Origin of the sequence: Zooshikella sp. RANM57 (assembly GCF_050749885.1) — a bacterium.
GTDB lineage: Bacteria > Pseudomonadota > Gammaproteobacteria > Pseudomonadales > Zooshikellaceae > Zooshikella.
In genome coordinates this window covers 1-24,523 of record NZ_JBOIUB010000024.1, presented here as the reverse complement: position 1 = coordinate 24,523, position 24,523 = coordinate 1, and the positions used below count along the sequence as shown (strand labels likewise).

At 37.7% G+C, this 24,523-nt stretch carries 31 protein-coding genes; 24 read left to right on the top strand and 7 right to left on the bottom strand.

The features are described from left to right. Window positions 1-25: 25 nt before the first annotated feature. From ACQ96U_RS26000 to ACQ96U_RS25980, 5 genes are all read left to right on the top strand, one after another. Complete coding sequence (locus ACQ96U_RS26000; RefSeq protein ID WP_431724202.1) at window positions 26-3,001, top strand: phage tail tape measure protein; 2,976 nt, start codon at window positions 26-28, stop codon at window positions 2,999-3,001. After that, on the top strand, window positions 2,991-3,500 hold the full coding sequence (locus ACQ96U_RS25995; protein ID WP_431724201.1) for a phage tail protein: 510 nt from the start codon (window positions 2,991-2,993) through the stop codon (window positions 3,498-3,500). The genes ACQ96U_RS26000 and ACQ96U_RS25995 overlap by 11 nt, the downstream gene beginning before the upstream one ends. Continuing rightward, complete coding sequence (locus ACQ96U_RS25990) at window positions 3,475-3,681, top strand: tail protein X (RefSeq protein WP_431724200.1); 207 nt, start codon at window positions 3,475-3,477, stop codon at window positions 3,679-3,681. Before ACQ96U_RS25995 ends, ACQ96U_RS25990 begins: the two co-directional genes overlap by 26 nt. A gap of 13 nt (window positions 3,682-3,694) precedes the next feature. Further along, the gene (locus tag ACQ96U_RS25985; protein ID WP_431724199.1) at window positions 3,695-4,660 is read left to right on the top strand and encodes a contractile injection system protein, VgrG/Pvc8 family; all 966 of its coding nucleotides are present in this window, start codon (window positions 3,695-3,697) and stop codon (window positions 4,658-4,660) included. A gap of 156 nt (window positions 4,661-4,816) precedes the next feature. Further along, a complete protein-coding gene (locus tag ACQ96U_RS25980) occupies window positions 4,817-5,542 on the top strand; it encodes a hypothetical protein (protein WP_431724198.1) in 726 nt (241 codons plus the stop codon). Window positions 5,543-5,691: 149 nt separating this feature from the next. On the opposite strand, the gene ACQ96U_RS25975 is transcribed toward ACQ96U_RS25980, so the two are convergent. Both ACQ96U_RS25975 and parA read right to left on the bottom strand, forming a co-directional pair. Next, window positions 5,692-5,982 (bottom strand): hypothetical protein, encoded by a 291-nt coding sequence (locus ACQ96U_RS25975; protein WP_431724197.1) that lies wholly within the window; start codon window positions 5,980-5,982, stop codon window positions 5,692-5,694. Then, a complete protein-coding gene (gene parA / locus ACQ96U_RS25970; protein ID WP_431724196.1) occupies window positions 5,975-6,622 on the bottom strand; it encodes a ParA family partition ATPase in 648 nt (215 codons plus the stop codon). Before parA ends, ACQ96U_RS25975 begins: the two co-directional genes overlap by 8 nt. Window positions 6,623-7,267: 645 nt before the next feature. Between parA and ACQ96U_RS25965 the strand changes: the two genes are divergently transcribed. After that, window positions 7,268-8,710 carry a protelomerase family protein gene (locus ACQ96U_RS25965; protein ID WP_431724195.1) on the top strand — a complete coding sequence of 481 codons (1,443 nt, stop codon included), beginning with the start codon at window positions 7,268-7,270 and terminating at the stop codon, window positions 8,708-8,710. Between the two features lie 38 nt (window positions 8,711-8,748). Here the strand turns inward: ACQ96U_RS25965 and ACQ96U_RS25960 are convergent, their stop codons facing one another. Next, complete coding sequence (locus ACQ96U_RS25960) at window positions 8,749-8,943, bottom strand: hypothetical protein (protein WP_431724194.1); 195 nt, start codon at window positions 8,941-8,943, stop codon at window positions 8,749-8,751. Window positions 8,944-9,232: 289 nt separating this feature from the next. Between ACQ96U_RS25960 and ACQ96U_RS25955 the strand changes: the two genes are divergently transcribed. From ACQ96U_RS25955 to ACQ96U_RS25945, 3 genes are all read left to right on the top strand, one after another. Further along, entirely contained in the window at window positions 9,233-9,586 is a 354-nt protein-coding gene (locus ACQ96U_RS25955) for a helix-turn-helix domain-containing protein (protein ID WP_431724193.1), read from the top strand. Window positions 9,587-9,717: 131 nt separating this feature from the next. Beyond that, window positions 9,718-10,329, top strand: coding sequence for a hypothetical protein (locus ACQ96U_RS25950; RefSeq protein WP_431724192.1), 612 nt, complete (start codon window positions 9,718-9,720; stop codon window positions 10,327-10,329). A 16-nt stretch (window positions 10,330-10,345) separates the two neighbouring features. Next, window positions 10,346-10,696: a hypothetical protein gene (locus ACQ96U_RS25945; RefSeq protein WP_431724191.1), complete on the top strand. Its 351-nt coding sequence runs from the start codon at window positions 10,346-10,348 to the stop codon at window positions 10,694-10,696. Window positions 10,697-10,793: 97 nt separating this feature from the next. Here ACQ96U_RS25945 and ACQ96U_RS25940 read toward each other — a convergent pair whose 3' ends face one another. The 4 genes from ACQ96U_RS25940 to ACQ96U_RS25925 all read right to left on the bottom strand — a co-directional run bounded on the left by ACQ96U_RS25940 (window position 10,794) and on the right by ACQ96U_RS25925 (window position 15,760). Further along, window positions 10,794-11,171 carry a type II toxin-antitoxin system VapC family toxin gene (locus tag ACQ96U_RS25940; protein ID WP_431724190.1) on the bottom strand — a complete coding sequence of 126 codons (378 nt, stop codon included), beginning with the start codon at window positions 11,169-11,171 and terminating at the stop codon, window positions 10,794-10,796. Then, on the bottom strand, window positions 11,161-11,421 hold the full coding sequence (locus ACQ96U_RS25935) for a hypothetical protein (protein ID WP_431724189.1): 261 nt from the start codon (window positions 11,419-11,421) through the stop codon (window positions 11,161-11,163). The genes ACQ96U_RS25940 and ACQ96U_RS25935 overlap by 11 nt, the downstream gene beginning before the upstream one ends. A gap of 65 nt (window positions 11,422-11,486) precedes the next feature. Further along, window positions 11,487-14,768 (bottom strand): plasmid replication protein, CyRepA1 family, encoded by a 3,282-nt coding sequence (locus tag ACQ96U_RS25930; protein ID WP_431724188.1) that lies wholly within the window; start codon window positions 14,766-14,768, stop codon window positions 11,487-11,489. Window positions 14,769-15,091: 323 nt separating this feature from the next. After that, window positions 15,092-15,760 (bottom strand): helix-turn-helix domain-containing protein, encoded by a 669-nt coding sequence (locus ACQ96U_RS25925; RefSeq protein ID WP_431724187.1) that lies wholly within the window; start codon window positions 15,758-15,760, stop codon window positions 15,092-15,094. 146 nt (window positions 15,761-15,906) lie between these two features. Here ACQ96U_RS25925 and ACQ96U_RS25920 point away from each other — a divergent pair, with 146 nt between their 5' ends. From ACQ96U_RS25920 to ACQ96U_RS25850, 15 genes are all read left to right on the top strand, one after another. After that, window positions 15,907-16,509, top strand: coding sequence for a hypothetical protein (locus ACQ96U_RS25920; RefSeq protein ID WP_431724186.1), 603 nt, complete (start codon window positions 15,907-15,909; stop codon window positions 16,507-16,509). Window positions 16,510-16,541: 32 nt separating this feature from the next. Further along, window positions 16,542-16,784, top strand: a complete 243-nt coding sequence (locus tag ACQ96U_RS25915) for a TraR/DksA family transcriptional regulator (RefSeq protein ID WP_431724185.1) — start codon at window positions 16,542-16,544, stop codon at window positions 16,782-16,784. Between the two features lie 104 nt (window positions 16,785-16,888). Further along, window positions 16,889-17,239, top strand: coding sequence for a hypothetical protein (locus ACQ96U_RS25910; protein WP_431724184.1), 351 nt, complete (start codon window positions 16,889-16,891; stop codon window positions 17,237-17,239). Between the two features lie 2 nt (window positions 17,240-17,241). Then, on the top strand, window positions 17,242-18,126 hold the full coding sequence (locus tag ACQ96U_RS25905; protein WP_431724183.1) for a recombination-associated protein RdgC: 885 nt from the start codon (window positions 17,242-17,244) through the stop codon (window positions 18,124-18,126). 65 nt (window positions 18,127-18,191) lie between these two features. Next, window positions 18,192-18,752, top strand: coding sequence for a hypothetical protein (locus ACQ96U_RS25900; RefSeq protein ID WP_431724182.1), 561 nt, complete (start codon window positions 18,192-18,194; stop codon window positions 18,750-18,752). 391 nt (window positions 18,753-19,143) lie between these two features. Continuing rightward, window positions 19,144-19,368, top strand: a complete 225-nt coding sequence (locus ACQ96U_RS25895) for a hypothetical protein (RefSeq protein WP_431724181.1) — start codon at window positions 19,144-19,146, stop codon at window positions 19,366-19,368. Then, complete coding sequence (locus tag ACQ96U_RS25890; RefSeq protein WP_431724180.1) at window positions 19,361-19,618, top strand: hypothetical protein; 258 nt, start codon at window positions 19,361-19,363, stop codon at window positions 19,616-19,618. The genes ACQ96U_RS25895 and ACQ96U_RS25890 overlap by 8 nt, the downstream gene beginning before the upstream one ends. A 10-nt stretch (window positions 19,619-19,628) precedes the next feature. Continuing rightward, window positions 19,629-20,570: a hypothetical protein gene (locus ACQ96U_RS25885; protein WP_431724179.1), complete on the top strand. Its 942-nt coding sequence runs from the start codon at window positions 19,629-19,631 to the stop codon at window positions 20,568-20,570. Window positions 20,571-20,634: 64 nt separating this feature from the next. After that, window positions 20,635-21,006 carry a hypothetical protein gene (locus ACQ96U_RS25880; RefSeq protein WP_431724178.1) on the top strand — a complete coding sequence of 124 codons (372 nt, stop codon included), beginning with the start codon at window positions 20,635-20,637 and terminating at the stop codon, window positions 21,004-21,006. 382 nt (window positions 21,007-21,388) lie between these two features. Next, window positions 21,389-22,441 (top strand): DNA-methyltransferase, encoded by a 1,053-nt coding sequence (locus ACQ96U_RS25875; protein WP_431724177.1) that lies wholly within the window; start codon window positions 21,389-21,391, stop codon window positions 22,439-22,441. 54 nt (window positions 22,442-22,495) lie between these two features. Beyond that, window positions 22,496-22,783: a hypothetical protein gene (locus ACQ96U_RS25870; protein ID WP_431724176.1), complete on the top strand. Its 288-nt coding sequence runs from the start codon at window positions 22,496-22,498 to the stop codon at window positions 22,781-22,783. 8 nt (window positions 22,784-22,791) lie between these two features. Then, window positions 22,792-23,202, top strand: coding sequence for an N-acetylmuramoyl-L-alanine amidase (locus ACQ96U_RS25865; RefSeq protein WP_431724175.1), 411 nt, complete (start codon window positions 22,792-22,794; stop codon window positions 23,200-23,202). Further along, window positions 23,199-23,435, top strand: coding sequence for a hypothetical protein (locus ACQ96U_RS25860; protein ID WP_431724174.1), 237 nt, complete (start codon window positions 23,199-23,201; stop codon window positions 23,433-23,435). The genes ACQ96U_RS25865 and ACQ96U_RS25860 overlap by 4 nt, the downstream gene beginning before the upstream one ends. A 15-nt stretch (window positions 23,436-23,450) precedes the next feature. Then, the gene (locus ACQ96U_RS25855; protein WP_431724173.1) at window positions 23,451-23,747 is read left to right on the top strand and encodes a hypothetical protein; all 297 of its coding nucleotides are present in this window, start codon (window positions 23,451-23,453) and stop codon (window positions 23,745-23,747) included. A 72-nt stretch (window positions 23,748-23,819) separates the two neighbouring features. Beyond that, window positions 23,820-23,999, top strand: a complete 180-nt coding sequence (locus ACQ96U_RS25850) for a hypothetical protein (protein ID WP_431724172.1) — start codon at window positions 23,820-23,822, stop codon at window positions 23,997-23,999. Window positions 24,000-24,523 lie beyond the last annotated feature (524 nt).

Here is a 24,523-nt window from a genome sequence, read left to right as displayed (position 1 = left end):
AGTTAGGCTTCAAGCAATCAATAGGATGAGCGGCCAACTCCAAAATATTGCTGGAGCTTCGGGTCAAGTTGTTGATTCGCTCAGGAGAACTCAAGAGCGTTTGAGATCTGTGGATGCTCAAGCTAGCCAGTTTAATGCTTTTCGTCAGTTAAAAAGACAGACTGCGAGTACATCAGCAGCATTGACTAGCGCTCAACGTAACGTTGCCAGTTTAGCTCTGAAAATGAGAGATTCAGGGGAGTCTGTTAAGTCCTTGCGAAGGGATTTCTTGGCGGCAGAGCGTAAGGTTGCAACTTTAGCTCAAGAGCTTGAAGCTGCAGGTGAGCCCAGCGATATCTTGAGATATAAATTTAAACAAGCTCAGGAAGAGGCTAGTCGTTTAAGCTCTGAATTTCGTAAGGCCGAGCGGGAAGGCAGGTCTTTATCACGTCAATTTGAGTCTGCAAAATCTGATGTTACTCGTTTGCAGCAAGCTCAGGTTGGTGAGACACAGCAGTTACAAGAACTTCGTCAAGCGTTAAATCGAGCGGGCGTATCAACAAGAAATCTGGCTGCACATCAGTCCCAAGCTCGTCAGGAGTCGAATAGGCTTAATCAGCAATTAGACTCTCAAGCTAGAAGATTAGAAAGAATCGCACAAATAGAGAGCAGGGTTTCGCAGGCAAGAGAGCGCATGCAAAGAGGCATGCAGGTCTCAGCGAATATTACAGTTGCAGCGTTTGGTGCTCAGCAGGCTAGCCAATCAATAAATCGAGTGCTTGGTGGTCCGTTGCGGGTTGCTGCTGACTTTGAAGAGAAGATGTCAGGCGTTGCTGCTGTTGCTCGCGCATCTGATAGTGAGCTTGAAGTATTAACGAAAACAGCACGTAAGTTAGGTGCTGAAACTTCGTATAGTGCTTCAGAGTCGGCTGAGGGTATGAAGTTTTTAGCAATGGCTGGTTTTAAGACTAATCAGGTTATTGCTGCTATGCCTGGGCTCTTAAACTTGGCAAAGGCTGGTGCTACTGATTTGGGTGGTGCATCTGATATTGCTTCAGATATTTTGTCGGGCTTTGGTTTAAAGCCTGAGCAAATGTCGCGTGTATCTGATGTATTAACCGCCACTTTTACTACCGCTAATACAAATCTCAGTATGCTTGGCGAGACGATGAAATATGTTGCTCCTGTGGCTCGCCAAGCTGGAATGGGGTTGGAAGAAACAGCAGCTATGGCTGGGTTGCTGGGAAATGTTGGAATAAAAGGATCACAAGCAGGTACGACACTTCGCGCAATGATTACTCGCTTAGCTGCACCAGCTCGTAGCGGGGCAAAAACTCTTTCAAGACTTGGTGTTAGTGCGAAAGACTCCAGCGGAGACATGCGTAATCTTGTTGAAGTGATTGGTGATATTGCTGCTGCTACAGAAAATATGGGATCAGCAGAAAAACTTCAGGTTTTAAAAAGTGTTTTTGGTGAAGAGCCTGCAGCAGGCATGGCTGAGCTGCTATCACAAGAAGGCGCAAAAGGTATCACAAAATATTTAGAAGTTATTAATAGTGCTGATGGTCGTGCAGCTGAAGTAGCTAAAAAGATGGGTAATAACGCGAATGGAAGATTGAAAGAGTTTGCATCTGCTGTTGAGTCATTAAACATAACTATTGCTGATGCTCTATTGCCGACATTAAAAAATGCAATTGTATGGATAACCGCAATTATTCGAAGAATTGAGCAGTGGGCTGCAGAACATCCTGAGTTGGTTAGAGTTTTAACCATAACAGCTTCCGCTTTTGGTGCTATAGCTGCTGCATGCGTTCCTTTGCTTTTGGTCACAGCTAGTTTAAATAGTATTTTTGCTATTTTTGCATTTAGCATGGAGAAGATTAGTGCTATCAGTGAATTAATGAATTCGCGTTTTAGGTTATTAACAGTTTCTCAGTGGTCTTTGAATGCTGCTTTTTTAGCTAATCCAATCACTTGGATTGTGGCCGCTGTAGTTGCATTAATTGCTGTAATTGGTGTTTTAATTTATAAATATTTTGAGCCATTAAAAGCTTTTTTAACAGGTTTTTGGGAAGGTTTTCTTCAAGGTATTTATCCTGTTATTGAAAGTTTTTCTCCTTTATTTGCAGCCTTATCGCCTATTGGTGATGCTCTGGCTTGGGTTTGGCAAAATATTAAGGCTGTCTGGAATTGGTTTGTAAATTTATTGCAGCCAGTTCAATACAGTGCAGAATCACTTGAATCAGCTAAAAATTCTGGAGTGTCATTTGGGCAGTTTGTTGCTGAAGCTCTAAATGTTTTGCTTTTTCCAATCAAGTTATTGATGGCTGGCTTAGGTAATTTGGTTAAGTTGATTAGTTGGGCTGCAGATGTAGGTAGTGGTTGCTGGGATAGCGTAAAAGAGGGCGCTTTGTCATTATGGGAGTCATTAAAAAGTGTTTTTGAGTGGTCGCCAATAAAATTAATTGTTAAAGGGTGGGGTACTGCGTTTGATTGGATTAGGGGTAAACTTGATTGGTTGGATGGTGCTGTTAGTAAAGTTAAATCATTCTTTGGATTTTCTGATGATAATGAAGAGTCTGATAGTGCTGGTGAGGCTAACTTAGAGCAAATTGTTAAATCGAGTAAGTCGATAGAGCAAAGTGATTCAGTAAATAACTTGAAGAGGTCGAAAGCAGTGGCGGTTGCAGGTGCTGTATCAGCAGGCGTCATATCTGCACCTGTGCCTGCACTTGAGCCAGTTCCTTTGCCAGAGACTTATCAAAAAACATTAAATCAGTATCAAGTTCAAGGAAAGTCTACATCTTCAGTTCAGTTGCCAGTATCAATTCCTAGCGTTGTGTCAGGGTCAGGATCTCAGGCATCAAAAAGTGTAAGCATTTCTATTGGTCAGCTAGATATAAATATTGAAAGTAATCAGGGCTTAAATGCTCATGAAGTTGCAGATGAAGTACGTAAACAGTTTATGAAGCTTATGAGGGACGTTGAGGCAAAAGGTCGGGGAGAATTATATGACGGCTAGTTATCAAGAGCATGTTGAGTCTTTTGCTAAAAACTTTGCACAACAGATGGTGCCTACTGAGCGAAGTGCAAGTTATATGCTTGCCCTTGGTAATTATCGCTTTTCTGTTGATACAGCTGCATATCAGTCATTCACTAGAGAGTTGTCTTATAAATGGCCTACTCAGCAGCTCGCAGGTGGTCATACGTTGCCGCAATTTGTCGGTTTTGGTGAATTTAAGCGAAGTTTGGCTGGGGTTATTTATCCAGAATATAAGGGTGGGCTTAAGCAAATAGATGCTATGGCAGCGGAGGCAGGTAAAGGAGTGCCTCTGCAATTAGTTTCAGGCCTCGGCGATGTCTTGGGGTTCTGGTGCATTACAGGGATACGTGAAAGCGCTGTAGTCTTTTTAAAAAATGGTGTGCCAAGAAAATTGAATTTTAGTATTGATTTGATTTTCTATGGCGATCGTTATGATTTTGGCAGAAGATCAAATGAATTACAGGACGAAAGACGGTGATGTAGTTGATGCTATATGTTGTCAGTTGTATGGTCGTTCAGATGTGGCGCCAGATGTTTATGACTTAAACCCAGGATTGTCTAGTTATGGTCCTGTATTACCTGCAGGTATTATGTTGCGACTACCAGACGTTACTAAAACAAAAAAGCGGGTGTTATCTAAGGTTTCATTATTTGATTAGGTTGAGGTGCTTCGTGCAGCCGACATTTAATATTTTTGCTGACGATAAAGATATTACATATCACATTGAGAAATTTTTAACTGATTTAAGTGTAACTGATGAGGCGGGTTTTCAGTCTGACTCATTAACTTTAACCGTGGATGATCCTAATGGTATTTTGAGCGTGCCTAAAAAAGGCGTACATCTTCGGGTTTATTTGGGTTATCAGGAGACGGGTGTGGCGTATGTTGGTGAGTTCATTATTGATGAGCCTGAATTGAGTGGGCCGCCTGATCAAATTGTTATCAGGGGGCGGGGGGCTGATCTTCGAAACAATTTGAAATCGAGTAAAACTCGGTCTTGGGATAGGATTTTGTTGGGAGATATTGTCAAGAAAATTGCTGGAGAGCACCAATTGAAGCCAAAAGTTGCAATACAGTTGGCGCAGCAGTTTATTGAGCATATAGATCAAACTCATGAAAGTGATTTGCATTTTCTGACGAGATTAGCGAAAGAGTATGATGCTATATCTAAGCCAGCGGCTGGCGACCTATTATTTACTCATAGAAATCAAAGTAAGACAGTTAGTAATAAGGATTTGCCAGCACTTGTATTGAAAAGATCTGATGTAATTAGTTATAGGTTGGTTCTTGCAGATCGTTCTGATATAGGTCATGTCGTTGCTTATTGGCAAGATAAAAATAAGGCTCATAGAATAAGTGAAACTGTAGGTGATAAAAGTAAGCCTGGCAAAACTCTTCGCAAGACTTATATGAATGCTAATGAAGCTCGTTCTGCGGCTAAGTCTGAATTATCTGCGCTGCAGCGTGGTTGTAAGAAGCTTGATATTACTATTCCTGGAAACCCTCGTGTTATAGCTGAAAGCCCTATAGTGCTGTCAGATGGCTGGCGAGAGGGGTTTGTTGGTAATTATGTTGCTGTTCGTGTGGAGCATCGCATGGGTAATAGTGGATACACAACATCAGTTAGTGCTAATTAGTTGTTAGGGGATGTATATTTCTTCTCTTCTCTGTTTAAAAAAATGTACATTTGATCATTTATTGTTTTATTTATATGTGTATGTTTGCCTGTCATCTTGCGCCATGAGTTGACTGTTTGTACTCTTTTGTCAGTAATTATGGAAATGGGGTGAGATATGGAAGTTTTTGGTGGCCTTTTGATTCTTCTATTTTTTGTTGTATTGCTGGCTGGATTGATAAAGCCATCGCTTGTTTTTTTGTCTGGAGAACGAACGCGTAAGAGGGTTTTGAAAGTTTATGGTGGTAGCTATTTGTTGCTTTGTATCTTTGTTGCTTTGCTATTGCCAAAGACCAAGCATGCAGGATCTATTGCATCAAATAGAAGTGAATTTAATGTCCATAGTTTTGTTTACATGGATAAAACACTTAGTGAGTATAGGTCAGAGTCTAAGGCTAAGAGGCATGAGATTGTTGGGGATTACATTCAGTTTAGAAGTATCAGTGATTCTGCTTCAGATGTTTTTTACGCCTGTTTGAGTCATATGTCTTATACAAAAGATGGCTCGTTGGGTGTGCTTAAGGTTCTAGATTGGTGTCATGCTGATTATATCAAAAATCCTGAATTGCTTTTGGGTTATGTTAACTTTGACAATTTTGAGTCTCAGTTTAGTCCTTGGAGTGGGGCGCATAGAGGGTTAGAGCGTGTAATAAAGGAAAGTATGCATGATGATGATTCGTATGAGCATATTGAAACAAAGTATAGATTGATTTTAAGCGAACAGCCTAAAGCTATCGTTTCTACTACTTTTAGTGGGCGTAATGCTTTTAATGCTATTGTTAAGCAGACAGTTACTGCATCTGTTAGCCTTGATACTGGTCAGGTGTTAAAGGTAATTCGTTAGCATATGTGTGTTGAGGTTTATCTTTTCTTTGATGGTGTTGTTTCGCTTGTGGGGCTTTGCTATATTTTTATGGCACAAATAACCTCCATCTGTTTGTGTTCTTTAGCGCCCGAAGCGGTACCTTCGGGCTGCTAAGCCTTAACTTTTGTTTATTTCAGTTTAAGCTCCCTTCTTAATATGTTGGTAATGTTATCATCCATGGGATATTTGCCTTTGCCGTCAATATATTTATTAAAGATATCTTCAAGTGATTCAATTATTAGTAGTTTTATTGTTACATACTCATCTGCATTGCCTTTTAATTTCTTTAAGGCTTTATGGTAGGAGTATGGTATTTCTACTCGAAGAGGCATTTCTGGATCTTCGTTTGATGTTGCTATTTTTATAGCTTTATCTTTTCCTGTGTCCTCAATTTTGAAGTTTTGGCTTTTTTTAAGCATTTAGGTACTCCAGTATTTCTTTTGTGAGCATTCTTATTTCGTGGCGTGCAGGGTTTTCTTTGTCTAGTTCTACAACAGATCCGCCGTGTTTGGCTGTTTTTGCGTAGTCTACACGTTGAGTTGTGCAGCTATGTAGAATTGGTAGCTGGTAATACTCTAAGGCCTCTTTAACTTCACCTTCTAAGGTTGTGCGTTTGATGGCTCTGGATATAACAAATCCAGCTTTAGGAACTCCATCCGTTACGTCCTGCCTTGCTTTCACGACATCAACTACAGGTTGGCACGCCCAGCAATCATAGGGTGATGGTTGGCATGGTATTATTACTAAGTCTGCAACTCTTATGGCTACGCCTGAAAGCTCTGCTATTTGGGGTGCGCCATCAATGATTACGTGATCATATTTATCAGTTACTTCGTGTATATGTTTGTGTAGGCTCTTACCCATTCTTATAACTGGTACAGTTGCTTTGTCCTCATCAGCCTGTTCGGCCCAATCCGTAGCGCTTTGTTGTGGATCTAAGTCTATTAGTAAAACTTTATATCCTTCAGTTAATAATTGTGTTGCAACATTGGTTGCAATAGTTGTTTTTCCTGAACCACCTTTTTGATTGAGTATGGCTGTTATCTTTGGTTTGTTCACTTTTCACTCCATCTGTTTTATAGATGTCATTAAGTATAAATGTACATATGTACAAATGTAAATATGTTCATTATTAATATTCTGTGTCGCGTTACTTCTCTTCTCTTCCCTTTAGAACTCCTCGCTTAACACTGCTTTTTTGTTTGTTGGTTGAATGTTCTTTGTTGCTCGTTTTAACCTCTAGCTTCCATTCTTTTCTATCTTTTTAGTTTATTTATTTCATTATTTATTTTTGTGTTTCCTATGATTATTTGCGCGTTATTTTTTATTATTGGTTTAAGTGTTTTGTTTTTCTTGGCTTTAAGTATTATTTAATAATAAAAAGATAATATATTTATTTATTATATTATACATCATTTGAATTATTATTATCTGTACACATATATAATATATAACTGTACATATATATATATTTAAATAACTGTACACATATTAAATACGCATAACTGTACATATAGTCTAATTAGACTATATGTACAGTTATGCGTATTTAATATGTGTACAGTTAATATATATATGTGTACACTTGCTACATTATATATGTGTACAGATATAAAATATTTAATATATGTACACTTGACACAAAGGTAGTGTTGTATTATTTTTATATGTGTACATTTATAATTAATAAATTAAGGATTATTTATGATAATTACTGATGGTTTTGATAGAACAAAACATATAGTTAAAACAGTCCAACATATATACGAAGAGGGACAAAAGAAAGGGAATAAATACATTACTGATAGGTGTGGGAGAGTCGCTAAAGATGAACATAAAAAGCTGGGCTGGATAGTTGATCAAAAATCTGGAGAGCTAAAAGTAAAACCTAAAATTAGTCATAATCACTACATAAATTTGATGAACAACTATAGAAGATCAATAAAAGCACTAGGGTATAAGCATCATCTAATAGATAAAACATTGAAGACATTTGTTGACAAATATAAAGGATATAGGCCAGAAATTGCAGATATGTTGGATTACAGTCTGCCATTAAAAACACTAAGAGAAAACATTGTTATACTTAAATCTGAATCGAGGTCAAAAAGTGATTTTAGAAGTGACCTACTTGCTCTAAGAATTGAGTTTCATTTGTATTATTTGTTCGAGCCTAAAGGTATTGCTGTTGATAAGAGAAAATCTCAAGTTAAAGAAGCGCTAAATGAAAAACATGAAAATGTAATAAAAATAAATGGGGAAAATATAATAAAAATAGCTGAAAAATTATTACAAAATAAATCTAATTATACAGATATTGCCATAGGTTTGGCTTTGCTGACGGGCAGAAGAGCAAATGAGATTATGAAGACTGCGAAGTGTAGAGTAGCCAGTGATAAGACGCTTTTTTTTGATGGTCAGTTAAAGACTCACAATCGTTACTTGTTTGAGACATTGGGTGAGTACGAAATACCTTGTCTAACAAAACCTGAACTTGTTATTAAGGCATTGAAAAGACTAAGAAAAATGACAGGTGAGGAAATGCTTGTATATACTGATGTTGATGGTAGTACAGTTAGGAAGAAGGTCAAAGATAGCGATAAGAATGACTTGAAACATAATGATGCAGTAAATCGAAGATTCACTGCATCACTTAATCAGCGAACTAAAGCCATTTTAGGCCATGGACAATTCAGTTTTAGAACATGTAGATCGATATATGTTGAACTGGCATTTCATGAATTTAGAAAAGATAAAGAATCAAAAGCAGCTTTTCGAAGTAGAGTTCTAGGTCATTCAGGGGGTGATAAATCAACTCAAAACCACTATGAAGGCTGGGAGCTAGATAATACTATTGAGACAATTGACTTAATAAGTGCTGATCATGAAAGCAAAAAACAACAATTCGACAAGAAGTTGCTTGATCATCTAGAGCAGTATGACGATGTTATAGCAAACTATCGTCGAGCACCCAACTGGAAAAAAATTCACGAATGGTTGAAAAGTCAAGTAAAACAAGGAGTTGAGGTAGGACATATTACTGTGTCATACATAAGAAAAATGTGTATTATTGATAATAAAAATCTAAATGCGAATACTATACAGAAGTATATAGAAACAATTGAACTTAATGAATACAAAAAATAAAAGGGCCGCAAGGCCCCAAAAAAAAATGTAAGAAGCACTTACAAATTAATACTGGGTTCTAGTGCTTCTTTTGTGTTTGTTAACAATTCATGCAAAACAGCAAAACAGCCTTTTGCGGTACCAATTGTGATGTCGTCAGGTGTTGATTGCATTAATTCGACAATTGACTGCATTTTCATCAAATGCTCACTAACCTCATCAGCTGTTTCAATATCTATATGCATCTTGTGCATTTGGTTTCCCTCCCATGCCAATAGGCGCACATTATACTGTATACCTACACAGTATTTAAGGTGAAATATTTCTTTAATCTTTAGCTGTATAGATAAATACATATCAATAACAGTTAGTTACAAATACCTATGTTAAGTACGTCACAGTCAACTTTGCAATAGAGTCCCACAAAATACACCGTAGGACCAAGTATTCATGCTGTTTATAGGTACAAAAACTTGGTGAGATGGAGTTTTTTATAAGAAATAGCTCATATCACTTTAAGTTAATATTGATTAAAATATAAACATGAGAAGTAAAGAAGTAGATATTGATAGAGGACGTCGATTGTACAGTCAAATGAAAAAGCTAGGTTTGACTGAGCGAGCGTTAAGTAAAAAGACAGGTATTCCCGCAAGCACAATTGCAAACTACAAAAAAGGCGTAGGTATTAGTTTAGATAGACTTATAGCATTATCTTATGCACTAGAAGTATCAACAGATTATATTTTGCTTGGTGATAACGATATAGAAGTAATAAATAACTTAAAGAAAGCAATTAAATTATTACCTGACGATTTAAAAGCTATAGAGCTTAAGTCTCTAGAGTATCAAGTCTGCAGAATAAAAAATGTGGCTGAATTAATTAATGCTGGTAAATAGTTAAAAACAAATACAACTCAAGATACTTGTCTCGTCGAGTTAAACAGCCACTTAAAACTGTGCGGGCTTTCTCACACTACAAATCAAGCGCTAGTGCTAATATTAGTCATCACATAAGTAAAGGAGTTGTGATGAAGCGCTTAATATTGGGGTTGGCTCTAGTCTCGATGGCAGCTACGTCATGGGCTGGGGGGGATCTTCTTGTACACCCAGCTCAGTTTTGCAAGAAAAACGAATGTTATCTTGTGCCAAGCAAGAAAGATTGGAGCTTTAAAGCTCGACGAGGCGGCATTGTGTACGGCTCACTGTTCTATACATTTCGTGTTAGCGAAGTACCTAAGCAAATTAGAAGCTCGCAGGAAACTTATGGCGGCTTCACAATGATTAAGCTCAATAGTGGTTTCATCTCTTACGGAGAGTTACAAGCTAAAGATGTAGAAGATATACATAAGCCTTTTTTATACGCTTTTAAAACTCCAGCTAATGAACTACCTAAAAAGCTACCTTTTGATAATGACATACTTGGTTACTGCTATACATCAAAAGAAATGATGGAAAAAGGTACAGAGTTAGAATTATATGAGACTGAGCAAGGTACTATTATTGTGGGTAAACACCCAGATAGAACTAATATATTTGTTTTAAATAAAGATTATAAAAAGAAAGTTTTACACATAATTTTAGCTAAAAAAGCTATAAAACACATGCCGCAAGTACTTGCAACATTAAATCAGGATATTTAAATAGGAAGTAACAAATATGCCTGTAACACAATCTGAAAAAGAAAACATAGCGTACATTTTACAAAATGGGTTGGGCGTAAACATACCTGCTCGCATGGTCAATGATGCTGTTGTCAGGGCTACAGAAGAGGCTTTGGTTGCCCTTGATCGCTGCGCAAACAAATCGCATGCGCTTGGGACAATGTTAGAACTAGTTCCAAAAGGTCCAACAACCCCTGTCGGCTGGCTGCTTTCAGCAAATAAGACAATGGCAATGCGACACCAAATATCTACAAATCCAGAAGCGAAACAGTCTAGTTTGTTATGTATGGCTGGCATGTCAACTCATAAAAGAAATATAGAAGGTGCAGCCTTGTCGCCTATGTAACAAACCTGTTTACCCCTTCTTTTCTCAACTGCAACTACCACCTTGTGCGTACCATCTTGTCTTAGGCTCCAGTAATATGGCTGGAGTCTAATTTCTATTAGATTACAAACTTGTCTAAGTTTAATCCAGGTATTGGCTTAAAGTGCTTTATATTTGTAGTTGAGACTGTCTCATTATAGCGAATGGCAGTAGCAGCAATTAAAGCATCACCCATTTCAACACTATGACTTAATGCATATTGCTTTGTATAACCTCGAGCGGCTATTGAAATCTGATTATCTATCTCATAAATTGTAAAGTGTAAAGCCTCTAACATCTTCTCAAAATGCTGTAACTCCCTTTTGTTTCGGCAATGAGGAACGAACTCCATGTATGTTACTGCCGAGATAGCGCGCCTTTCTGTCTCAATTATCAAATCTTTGGCTTTCTCATAACCACGTGATGCATATATCAAGATGCTTGTATCAAATATCATCAAAGCGTTTCCTTCTGCCTGTCCGCATTTGACGTATTTCGTCTTCAATAGTGTTGCTATCAGCCATTAGGTCTTTATGCATACCAAAGAAGTTATCACCAGCTTTGCTTATATTTTGTTTTAGTTTCTTAGCAGGTTGCACTATTCCTAGAACCTCACCATGATATGTGATTTCAACAGGTTCACCGCGCTTAAGTGCATCAATTAAGGCTTTGTGTTGACTTTGTAGTTGTGATGCTGTTATCTGCATAAACCATCCCCTTTTAAAAATATATATTTCAAAATATATATTTTATTGTTAGGTAAGTCAACTGGCTAACAACAAGCAAAGAAGTACAGTTGTTCATCTTTATGCTCTTCTTGCTTCATTTGTAGGTATGTCTCAAGTAACTCAAACGTTAAATTGCCAAGAGATATGTCTCTTATATCATCTGAACTCAAGTTTTGATATGCAAACTCAATAGATACGCCGACCGATTCTGCTGCCATTACAACGAGATCATCAGCTGTAAGTGTGTCGTGATTTTTTGTTTCATCTTCAAATAAGTTAACTACCTTGCAAGCCTTGTTATTACTAACTTTCGTGTCATTATCATTTGTCACATTTGATGTGTTATTTGTATATAAAACAGTAGTTCTTTCTGTGACACTTTTTTGTTGCTGCTCCCTCTCTCCATAAACCTCGGGCTTGTCAGAGGTTAAGTAAGCTTCAATGCCTTTATTTCTTAATGAAACAAGCTCTCTCACGAGCTTAAGCTGTTCTTCATCAATGCTATATAGCCAAAGCCTGTCTTTACCTGAACGCTTTTGTTCAGAGTTAACTGTTAGACCTAACCCTCTGATGAAGTCATTAAACCAGCGGACTGGAGTTTTCAATGATTGAAATGACACGGCTATGCCGCTGTACTTGTAAAGTGATTCGCGGTTTCTGAGTAGCCATGAGCGTAGGGCTTTTGTCTCTTTATTTGTCCACGTTTTACCGTTGTAGTTTAATTTTTCATCTATACCTGCTGCAGCAAGTATTTTTACCAAGTGTTGTTTCTTTTTACTGTAGTGCTTCAGATCAACGCGAGATGTAGCAAATTTGCGGTTACGTATATCAAGTTTTTTGGTTACATCTGTAGTTAATGATGCAACTGATAATTTTTTGAGTTTTGATACTCTACGCTTTATCATCTCGTCAAATGTGAGTTCGTTTAATAACTCTGATCTGTCTTCTTTATCGTAGTCCTCTAAGTTGAGTGATTTGAAAATCTGAGCTTTTATAATTGCTGAATCTTTGTACTCACTTTCATCATATAGTGCATTTTTCAGCTGCTCTTCTGTCAGTAATGGCTGTTCTGCTATCTCTACTTTTAGCTCTTCATGTATTGTTTTGCGTACAGCATCAGCACAGTTCTTGCCAATTTCTGCCATAAGTTCATTTTTATTTACGAAAACTACTTTATAACCTTCAGCTTCTGCTTGCTCTAAGAATCGCTGCTTAAATTGATTTTTGTTTAAGTTCATGAAAGCTTTAACTTTGCAGTAGAGCCATTCAAATAGTTTGTGTTTTACGCATACTTGACCATTTTCAATACCTAGAAACTCGCATGTTTCAAGATCTGGTTCATCTAAAAGAAGTCTTTCAATTATACTTGGCTCAGTTGGAAGTTGGTGTCTAGCAGGATCTAAAAATACGTGGTATTCAGTGACGCCTCTTGCTCTGGCTAGCTGCTGATGGGCCTGTTCTGCTGTTCCTATGTGTCCACGAAAAATACCTATCGTTTTTGTGAAGTTATGCTTATCAATTGAAACGCCCGTGCCTATAGATGGGCTGCCAAGAATGGCTTGCAATTCTGGAGCTCGTTCATTGATGTTTTGTATCAATTGAAGAACGTCTTTATCTTGTGAGTTTTTTGAGCTGATATCTATGAACTGTTTATTAAATGACCAACCCATTTTTTTTAACTGGCCAGCTAAGTTATTCACTTTGTTTTTTGAGTTTGAGGATATAAACAAACTTTCTCCTTTTGATAGCCATGTAATAGCTTGTTGTTCAAGGTGAGAGGCACTGTCATAAACATACATAGTGGAGTCAGTGCGAGGCTTGTGAGTGTTGATATTAGCAACACCTGCTGTTATGCCTATTTTCTCTAGAAAGTCTTCTGTTTGCTCAGATAAGTCAGCATCCGCTAATATTTGTGTTTTAGATGAACGAAGAATGTCTTCTAAGCAATCAAGATTGAATGTTTTTCTTCTCATCTCCGATATTATGTAGTGTTGAGCTGTTTGCTCAAACTCATCAATAAATACAACATCCCACTTAGACCCTGCCAAGCGCCATAAGCTATCTGGTGTTATGACTAATCTTTGTGTTGATCTTAAAAACTCATTATTTGAGCCTGGGGCTATCAAATCCTGGTAAAACTGTGCTTTGAAATCGGCAGCGAGACTTGCTAATAATGGAACTCTATAGCTAATTATTAGTGTTTTCAGGTCTGGTCTAGACCTAACCCACTTCCCTGTGCTAAAGCTTTTCCCTGTACCTTTCGCTGACTTTATTAAATTGCATGTATTTTCAATGATTTTTATATTTAATTTTTCTTGTTGTACATAGTTCTTTTTAAAGCCATTTATTTTATTTAACTGTTTTTTTAGCTCTTCTGCTCCTTTTTTGCAGTAGACATCGTTCCAATCATCACCTTCTAGTTGTGGAACAGTCCAGCGGGTTTTTGATTGTTTAGCGACGTAAAGACCTGCTTTGTCGTGGTCAGGAGCAGATATGAATTCTTTCTCAGGGTATTTGCTTTGCAGTTGAGTGATAATGCCAGGAATATTTCCTTCACCAACAACAAATACAACGCATTCGTTCGTTGAGATATGTGCAGCAATACCATCTGCCAGACCACCAACAACAAAAACATGTTTAGCTTTACTTAAATCACCTAAGCAGCCGAATCCTTTTGAGCTTTTAGATTTTTTAGCGAGTAATTTTTTAGTTTTACCTGCGCTATCAATAGTGTCATATATGCGTTCGAAACCACAAAACTTGTTATCGCTGTCATATAAAGCCCATGCGGTATACTTGCCAAAGAAATCTTGGCCTTGCTTTAGCTCAATTAGATCAAGAGCAACTTCAATCTTTTTGCGCTTCAGGTAAGTTGAAGCCACTGTTAGGGGCTTCATTTTATTGAATTGAGCTTCGGATTTGGCTAACGTTTTCTCTCTAGCCTTACTCTCAGCCTTTTGTCTAGCTTTGGCTTCCTCTTCACGACGTATGCGCTCACGGTGTAGTTTTTCTCTATCAATATCTTTGCTTGCGTCATGAAGTGGATTAGGTATCCAGCCATTTTCTTTTGCCAGATAAATTAATGAGCCAAGCGTGACACCTGTAGTATTACGGTAAGATTTCCATTGTGATTGTATAGTTTTTTTATTGTAAGTTGAGCCGCTGGATGACCAGTCATCAAAGAGTTTGAATCCATCATCTCCAAACCCTATGTACAAGGATCTACCCACTAGAGTCCAGTTTTTATAGTCAAGCTCGGGAGATATGAAGCTCAGACATTCTTTTGCCTCATCATATGTGAGTGCTGGGTAACGCTCAGACTGCACGCCTTTCCTCCTGAATCGCATGAACAAATGTACATTTGTACTTTTGTAACAAAGTACATTTGTAACTTATTGCTTGCGTTCAACGAGCGATACCCCTAGAATACAAATACGAAAATTTGTTTTGTCGAGTGCCAAGAGCTTATAAGCTAAGCGGTTTATTCTTGGGGTATCACTCAAAAAATGGTCAGGTTGCCAGCCTGACTTTTTTTTTGCGTTCAATAAGTTAAATTAATATTTTCTAATGTACGCCCGCTTTTAAACGCTAGCGTCATTAACTTTAATGCTATTTTATCAAAAATACAAACTAGTTCACTATCAAATATTCAAATAGGATGTAGGTTGTTTACTGTGTAACCATAACCCCAAGCTGTCACGACTCCTAAAATTAAGGTTTCAGTAGTGACATCAATTGTCTTGTAGCTGTTGTTTAGTGACTTTAGATACCTGTATGGACCATCAATCACCAGCTGTTTAAAAACATAACTGTTATCTGTAACTTTAGCTATCACAAAAGAGTGATTATCAGCTTGTTTGTCAGGATCTACAACTATACTACAACCTTCGTGAAATGAATAACCAGTCATAGCCTGCATACTGTCGCCTGTCACTATTAAGCCATAAGCGTTTGATGTTGATCCCCTTGGAGCTTCAAGCCATAGCTCAAAGGCTTTGCTATCAATCTCCTTAGATTTTATTTCATTCCAATGATCAATTTGAGACCAGCTTAAAACAGGAATGTAAGTAATCTGTTGTGGTTTTGCTATTACTTGTTGACCACCTTCTGCTTCTTTTACAATTTCAGATGCAGTTGTGCCTAACGCTTTAGCAATCACCGTTAGAGTATCTAGTGTTGTTCCTGTTTTCTCATTTTCTATCCGACTGATGTTGGATGCTTCAATTTTATCATCCGTAAGCCTAGACAACACTTTTAGTGTTAGTCCTCGTTCAAGTCGGATGCGCTTCAGTGTAGGCCCAATAGATATTTCTTTCATTTATATATTTTCCCGCATTTTGAAACCTTTTGCAAAATCACATTTGCAAATTTTGTGTTGTTTTCTATTATCATTTTTGATAATAATAGAAACTTCAATGTTGCAACTGCTACATGTACTTATGTCATAAAGTCAATGGAGCTGACATGAAAACGGAAGATGCGATCATTATTGGGTATACAGCGTTATGGTTTTCGGAGTCATCGTGGAGTGTAGAGCGTTTTGCATCAGAGCTTTTTGTTCCAGCACTTGTTGAGCAAGGCTTAGTTGATGACCATCCTCCTGTTGATGCCAATGGTTATGAGCGTTGGAGGCGATCAAAAGGAATTCAAATTGGTAGGATTTTAGGAGGTAAGCAGAATTTTCCACTTAAGTGGAAGTGGTCATGGATTCAGTGTCTTCCTGAAAAATATCAAATTTTGTGTCGTAAAGATTTACTGGCGTTGGCTGGTGTCCTAGATATTCCATTACCTCCTGTTTCTACATCAGGCACATCATCTGCTAAAGCCAACCTTTCCGGATTAATTCGAGAATTTTCTGAAGTTATTGATTCGTCAGCCCCAGCATTGGACGGCTGTTATGATCATCTTGATGATAAAAATGTGTCTATTCAATTTGTTAATGAACTAACTGACTTGATTGAAATATGCATTAGCGAAATAAATGCCGTGTGCAGAGGCACAGGTGTTAGTGGTAGTCGTCATACTTATTCAGGTTTTTCGCGAAATTTATTAAAAATTACTAGGTAATTAGGGCTAAAAAAATAAAAAAAGGAGTGATTATGGCGGGAATCTCTATTGATTCAATGGATTATGCTGATCCTATGGATAGAGCTTCAGCAATTGCTGATTTTAATAATGAAATTGCTTTGTTAAATCGTAAAAGATTTGAGGGTGATTCATTAGAGATTTGTGAGGATTGCGGTAATGAAATCCCTGAAAAACGTAGGCTGCTATTGCCTGGTATTTCAACATGTGTTGAGTGTGCATCTATAAGAGAGCGTTGCAGTAACTGTTTTAATTAGCGTTCGTTTGTTGTTATAGCGTATGGCTGGTAGTCGCTGAATTGTAAGTGTGATCTGAGGATGGCACGGAAAGGCGTGCACTTTTTTTCATGGTAGGGGGCACAATGTATAACCAGAATTTTAATAATCATAATCCAGCTAATCAGGTTAATTCTAATCAGCAATCTGCTGGACCTACGCACACAGTTTCAGTGCGAATTGGTACACGTAAGAATGACAATCAACAACGAGGAATTTATAGAACGATAGGATCTGCGTTTGCTAATCAAAATGGGTCATTTGTTTTATGTATTGATGTGTGGCCTTTAGGTCATACCGAGTTTGATGGAAAGCTATATGTTAACCCGACTCAAGCGCAAGCTGTATCTGTTCAAGGTTCATTCGATGTTGGTTCTATGGGGCCAGGTATGGTTGTAGCCGGAAACTCTCAAAGTCAATATAACGTGCGGGGGTAATTATGCTTTTTAAGAATGCATATATTTTTAGTTATCCAGCCGCGTCTTCAGAGCTAAACCTTGAGAATTTAAGTGATAATTTAGCTCAAGAGAAGTTTAAGGAATGCACAAGTCAACAGCATAGTAGTTATGGGTTTGTGCCTCCTGTGCCTGGAAATGAATCATATATTCGGGTTGTTAATCGGTGTGTTTTATTTTGTTTGCAGACTCAAGAAAAGGTATTACCAGCAAAAGTTATTAAAAATGAAGTTAGTAAGGAAGTTGAAAGTATAAAGGCTAGAGAGGAAAGGAATGTTGGAAAAAAAGAAACAGCAAAGATAAAAGAGGATGTGCTTTGTCGTTTACTGCCTGATGCCTTTAGTCAGTATTCTAAGGTTTATGGTTATATTGATTTAGAAAATGGTTTTTTGATTATAAATGCATCTACCGCTCGTAAGGCGGAGTTAGTTTCGTCGTTGTTGCGAAACGCAATGGGTCGTTTGAAAGTTTTTATCTTTATTACTAAAAGTAATCCTTCAAGAATTTTTTCTGATTGGGTGTTTAAAGATGGTCCTCCTGAAGTTATTCAGTTAGATGATCAGATTGAGCTAAAAGATGATGTCGATAATAGTGTGGCTCGTATTCATGGTCAAAATATAGCAAGTATCCGTGGTGAAGCTTTAGTTCACTATAAGGCTGGTAAAAAAATAAGTAAGCTGGGAATCGTATATGATGGTTTGAGCTGTGTCTTACATAATGATTGCCAACTGAAGAGCCTTAAATTTGATGAGAATTTAAGTTTTAGTTGCGAAAGTGGATTTAATGCTTGTTTTTTGATTCAAAGTCGTCTGATTTCTGGTCTTTATTCGTACTTGATTAAATTATTTGGCGGGCTTGAATTTAAATAAAATAATGTACATTTATTGTTTTGTACATTTATTGTTTTCTATATTAATTACTGGTTAGGTGTCACATGATATTTAGATCAGTAGCTCAGGCGTGGCATGATGCTTATCAAGATGTCTTTATAACTAAGTCGAGGCTTGAGCCTCGCATTCGGTCAACTGCATCATGTGATTTTAAAGAGATTTATAGCGCTGAACTTGCAAAAGTTAAGTCAAAAATTGAGCGATTACATAAGCCGCTTTACGACATAGGTATGTATACGTTTGCACCATCTGATCAAATTGATAATTCAGCACGACGCAATATAGAGTCATTGATTTGGTCTCTCTTTGTTAAATCAGTTGGTAGTGACTTCTTTTATTCAATTACAGAAACACAACGTGCAATAACACTTTGTCAGTACGCGTTAGTTGAGGCTCGTTATCGATTACTTAGTGGTGGTAAGCATAAATATTCACAGCGTGAGCTGGGTCATGCTCTTGGTCTTGTTCATACAAGTTATGCAAGAAAGTGGAAGAAAATTTTTGAAAAAATGGTTGGTATTTATTTAGAACTTGCCAACGATGCATTAATTGAAGTTAGTTCAGTAGTAGAAAAAGTTAATGCAAGTTACAAGGAGGTAGCATGATTTTTGTTTCAATTAAGGTTCGCTGTATACATTGCAATTCGTACCCAGTGCTTCGTATTGACTCAAGCGGTCATAAGTATATGGTTATATGTAATGGTTGTGGAGTGCATGCTGGGTCTCATTCATCAGAAATGCTTGCGAGTATCTTTTGGGAGAAGGTAAATGATGCTCGTGAGTGCCTGGGTTGCAATGGTTTTCCTCGCGTTTGTTTTAATAAGCAAAAAAATATGTGGTTTATGGGGTGTAAAACTTGCGGTTATAAAACTGATTTAAATCATTCTCTTCAGGGGGCGCTTTGTCGGTGGCACTTAGATAATAAGCCAAATGATGCTCATTATTATCATTTGTGGAATGAAAAATACTCGAAACTGTTAACGCAAAGGAGTGCTATATGATTCGTATAGTGAATAAGATTGAAAAGTTATCACAAGAAACACTTGATAATATTGTTTTGAGCTTAAGCGGTCATGATGGCAATGTTATTAGTGTTGTTGGCCATAATGAGGATAGTAAACCTATTGTTGGTGTTGTTTTGATTAAAGGTGAAAAGGTGCAGCAATGTCTTGATGCTATTGAAAAAATAGATAGTGACATGAGGGAAGAAAATTATGGATAGTTTTGATTATAAAGTTTTGGCTGTATCAGTTTTAAATATACCTGAGAGCTATTTAGATAAGAGTGACTTTGATATTAATGATGCCATAAGTGAAAAATTTGGTGTTGATTTGGATAAATTTATTTTGATAGCTGAAGCCTTGCTAGACTTTACACCAGTAATTAACCCTCCTGAACTGGGTAATCCATGCCATGCATTTGTGAAGGTGAAAGGCCAATTAGGTCGGGTGCTTGTAAGTAAAACACTGTAGAGAGAATGTAATGGTAAAGGATGTAGTTATTTCATTGTTTGATTATACGGCTGTTATGGTTGAGCCTTGGTTAGATGCTGGATTTGAATGCTATGTTGTTGATCTTCAGCATTCGCCAGGCTGCATTCAAGATAAAGAGCGTCCCAATTTATTCAGAATAGGCGCTGATCTACGTAATAGCTTAACTTTACCAGTATCAATAACTAAGCGTATTGCTTTTGTTTCAGCGTTTCCTGAATGTACGAATGTTGCTGTTAGTGGTGCTAAATATTTCATAAAAAAAGGACCAAGGGCACTTAGTTTGTCGTTAGATTTGTTTGCAACGAGTCATGAGTTTGCTGAAGCCTCTGGCGCTCCATATTTAATTGAAAATCCAGTCAGCACTTTTAGTACATACTGCGGTAAACCTGATTATACGTTCCATCCATACGAATATGGTGGTTATCTTTCTGAGGATGACGAGCACCCACTTTGGCCGGAATATATTGTAAGTAGAGATGCGTACCCAAAGAAAACATGTTTATGGACTGGCGGCGGTTTTGTAATGCCAGAAAAGAAACCTGTTCATTTTCAGGGTGGCGATAGCGATCAGTATAAAAAACTTGGTGGTAAGAGCACAAAAACAAAGAATATTCGCAGTGCAACACCGCGTGGATTCGCTAAAGCAGTTTTCGAGTTTAATTCAAACTACGACAAGTTGCCGCAGAAAGATAAAAAGCATAATTCACAGTCTGAAGGGGCATACTTCACGCATAGAACACGGACAGAGAAAACTGAGCAGTTAGTTAAGTCTGCTATTGAAAAGCTTCGTTCAACAAACAAAAAGATAAGTAAGGCGGCGGTTTCTCGTGAGTGTGGTGTATCAAGAGAGCAGATATCAAAGCGTTACGCTTACTTGTTTGATGTTTTGGTTTTAAAAAAAAACACATTTATACATTTATGTATTTATTAGATTTTTTTATTTAAACATATGTACAAATGATCATTTGTACATATAGGTCATGATTGAGGTGGTTATGGATAGCAAGAACGGAGATGAAACTTTGTTAAGAGCAATGGATAAGGCTCTTGATGATTTGTCTACTATCTGTGTGATGCTTGGAGGTAACGGATCAGAGCATGCACCGACTTTGCTAAGAGAAGTTTTGGGTGGTTTTGATACCGAAATAAATGAGCTACCCCAAGAGCCTGGGCTTTACTGGCACTGGAGTGGTGATGAAAAAGACTCTTTTGTGCCTATTAATGTTGAAGAAATTTCAGGTAAGTGTTTTGTTTCTGTAAAACATGATGATACGGTCAAATCTGTAACGTGTGAAAGTTATGGCGGATTTTGGCGAAAAGCTATTCCTCCTTGTGCAACGCATTTTAATTTAGCTTTACCTTTTTGACTTAAGAAAAGTGTTGACTCTTTTGCACCACCATATTAGGCTTTATGTAAGAGTCAAAAATTTTAAGTCTAATGTATTTGTGTTAGGTGGAGTAAAGCAATTCTATAATACGATGAAACCTAAAAATACTTATAGTACTGTCTAATGACTCTTACATAAACCGGCATTTAGCCGGTTTAATTTTTTTGGAGGGCTGCAAATTTGTAGCCCTTTTTTTATGCGTCTTTCTTGGTGCATTAATTGGGGCTTATAAGTGGGCGACTGCCCCCGCGACGGGCAAGTCATCAACCTATCAACGAGGTTATAGGTCAATCATGGCCCACAAGCTTTATCGACAAAGCTTTGTGAGCATATCAGATAAGTTACTGATATTGAAGGATATATGACTAGTATTATAAGACCTTTTGAGGGTGTTACTTTATACAATGATGATTGCAGACGCGTTTTAGCTCAGTTACCAAGTAATTCTGTGGATTTAATTGCTACTGATCCGCCGTATTTTAAGGTAAAGAGGGAATCTTGGGATAACCAATGGTCTGACAAAGAAGAGTTTTTTGCGTGGCTTGATGATATTTTTTTTGAGTTTTATCGAGTGCTAAAGCCTTCAGGTAGTTTGTATGTGTTTTGTTCTGATAAGCTTGCGGCTAATACTGAAGTATTAGTAAGTCAAAGGTTTAATGTTTTAAATCATATTGTCTGGCGAAAAGAAAATGGCATACATAAAAAGAATAATAAGTCTACATTGCGTCGTTATTGTACTCAGACTGAGCGAATAATTTTTGCAGAGCATTATAACTCTGAGGGTTTTGCTAAAGGTAGAAGTGGTTATGATCGAAAGTGTTCTTCTTTAAAAGCTAATGTCTTTGAGCCTTTGATTAGTTACTTTCGTTATGCGAAGAAAAGTGCAGGTGTGTCAAGTAAGCAGGTTAATGATGCGACTGGTACACAGATGTGTTCGCATTGGTTTAGCTCGTCTCAATGGATGCTACCAAGTGAAGAGCAGTATTTAGCACTGCAAAAGTTGTTTAAAGATCATTTGAGTAGAAAATACTCTGAATTAATAGAAGAATGTGGTGATTTGAATCGTAATTATATGTGTTTACGTAAGGAATATGATTTCTTACGAAGCCAGTATGAAAGCTTGCGTCGTCCTTTTTCTGTTGATGTCAGTGTTCCGTACACTGACGTATGGGATTTTGATTCGGTTCAGTATTATCCAGGTAAACATCCTTGTGAAAAGCCTTTGCCTCTAATGAAGCATATTGTTAGTGCTAGCTCTAGGTCAGGAATGACAGTTTTAGATCCTTTTTTAGGGTCTGGATCAACAGCAAAAGCTTGTATCAATTTAAGTCGTAATTTTATTGGAATTGAGTTTGATGAGTTGATTTTTAGCTCAGCGTTGCAGTCGTTGAGAGATTTTTATGAGAAGTGTTGAAAATTTGTAAGCAATAGCCCAGCAGATGCTGGGTTTTTTTTGGATGGTGGGGCTATGGACATGGGAGTTTTTGTCAGCTTTTTAGGTGTACTGACTGTTATCTTAACTGCGCTCTTGGGTGGTTTTTGGAAGAAAGTTAATAGTGTAATTGATAAGCAGTCAGTGGAGATTGGAAAGCTATCAGATCGTTTGGTGGATGAGAGAATTAAGTCTGCTGAGCGCTTTGTAACTGTCGATGCCATGGAGAAAAGGCTGATGACAGCGATGGCACCAATTCAGGTTCAGTTAGAGCGAATTGAAAAGATTCTACATGATCATTGGCCTCGCTCACGATGTGACTAGAGGTGTTTATGGATATTTCTAAGCTTGTTGTTCATTGCTCTGATTCTCCTAATTACTCTGATATAGATGCTGAAGAGATTCATCGGTGGCATAAGAAACGTAAGTGGTCTGGAATCGGCTATCACAAAGTTATACGGCGAGACGGGACTGTTGAGAATGGTCGTCCTGAGTACTGGAAAGGTGCTCATGTAAAAGGTTATAACTCGACAAGCTTAGGCGTATGCCTAATTGGTCGTGACCAATTTACGGATGCGCAGATGCGAAGCTTAGAGCGGGTATTAATAGAGTGGAAAGCGAAGTACTCGAATGCTGACGTTTGTGGTCATCGGGATTTGGATTCACATAAAACCTGTCCGAACTTTGATGTAAAAGCCTGGTGGTCTGAAGTTTGGAGGAGTGTGCGGAGCTTGTACCAGTGAATGATATGGGTTGTATTCGTTGTGCAGTACTTTTATCAGAAGCTGCTAGTTTTGGCGATTTGCTTGATGAGTGGTTTGAAAGTTGTGGTGTTATTAGGACTTCAGAGCGCATTGTAAGTATTGCGAAAGAAGTATCGCATAAGTCTAGTGCTTATGATGCACATAAACATATTACTGAAAATAAACGATGTTTACTTGAGTTTGAGTCGGCGCTGTATAACGAGCGTTTTTAAATAATAGGAGGTTTTATGCGAGGATTTCTATTAATTGCATTTTTGTGCTTTGGTTTTTCATCTGGTGTTTATGCTGGTGATGTAGATGCTTCGAGCATAGAAGGGTATTTAGTTTCATTCTTTGGTGATAGTTCTGTTGTAGTAATTATTGGTTTTCTTGTTGGTCTTTGGACGCAGGTTCGTGCAAACATACCTGCAAAATTTTTGTCTAGACTCCCTATTTGGTTAATAAGCATACTGGACTTTGTGGCTGGAAATTATAAGCACTCTAGTAATGATATTTTTTCTGATCCGCGACGTCGTGAACGATGAGAGCACTGGAGCTTATCACTTTGTTGATTCGGTGGCTAAAATCTTATCTTGATCAGAATAGAGTTAAGCGATATGAAGAAGATCCTGCTGCTGCAATTGCTAATAATGATGACGGGCTGCAGTCTTCATCTTCAACATATTCCGAGCTGGCCAAAGCTAGACGTGATTCAGTTGAGTGATGGCGGTGTTTGTTTGAGTCCTGATTCTGCACGAAAGTTAGCTCGCTATCGAGCTGAGCTTGAAAGTTTGTAGTATCCCCTCCCCTTTTATTTATCTACATATGTGAACATGATCATTTGTTGTTTACAACATTTGTACATTTGTTGTTTTGTGCCTTGGTAGTCGCTGATGCTTAGGCTGTCTGAGTGATTTTGGTCATTTATTCATATGATTATTTATTGTTTACAACATTTATACATTTGTTGTTTTGTGCTTTGGTAGTCGCTGATGCTTAGGTTGTCTGAGTGATTTAGCTCGTTTGTTCAGATGATCATTTGTTGTTTACAACATTTGTACATATGTTGTTTTGTGTTTTGGTGGTGGTTGTTGCCTGGGTTGTCTTGAGTGATTTAGCTCGCTTGTTCAGATGATCATTTGTTGTTTACAACATTTGTACATATGTTGTTTTGTGTTTTGGTGGTGGTTGTTGCCTGGGTTGTCTTGAGTGATTTAGCTCGCTTGTTCAGATGATCATTTGTTGTTTACAACATTTGTACATATGTTGTTTTGTGTTTTGGTGGTGGTTGTTGCCTGGGTTGTCTTGAGTGATTTAGCTC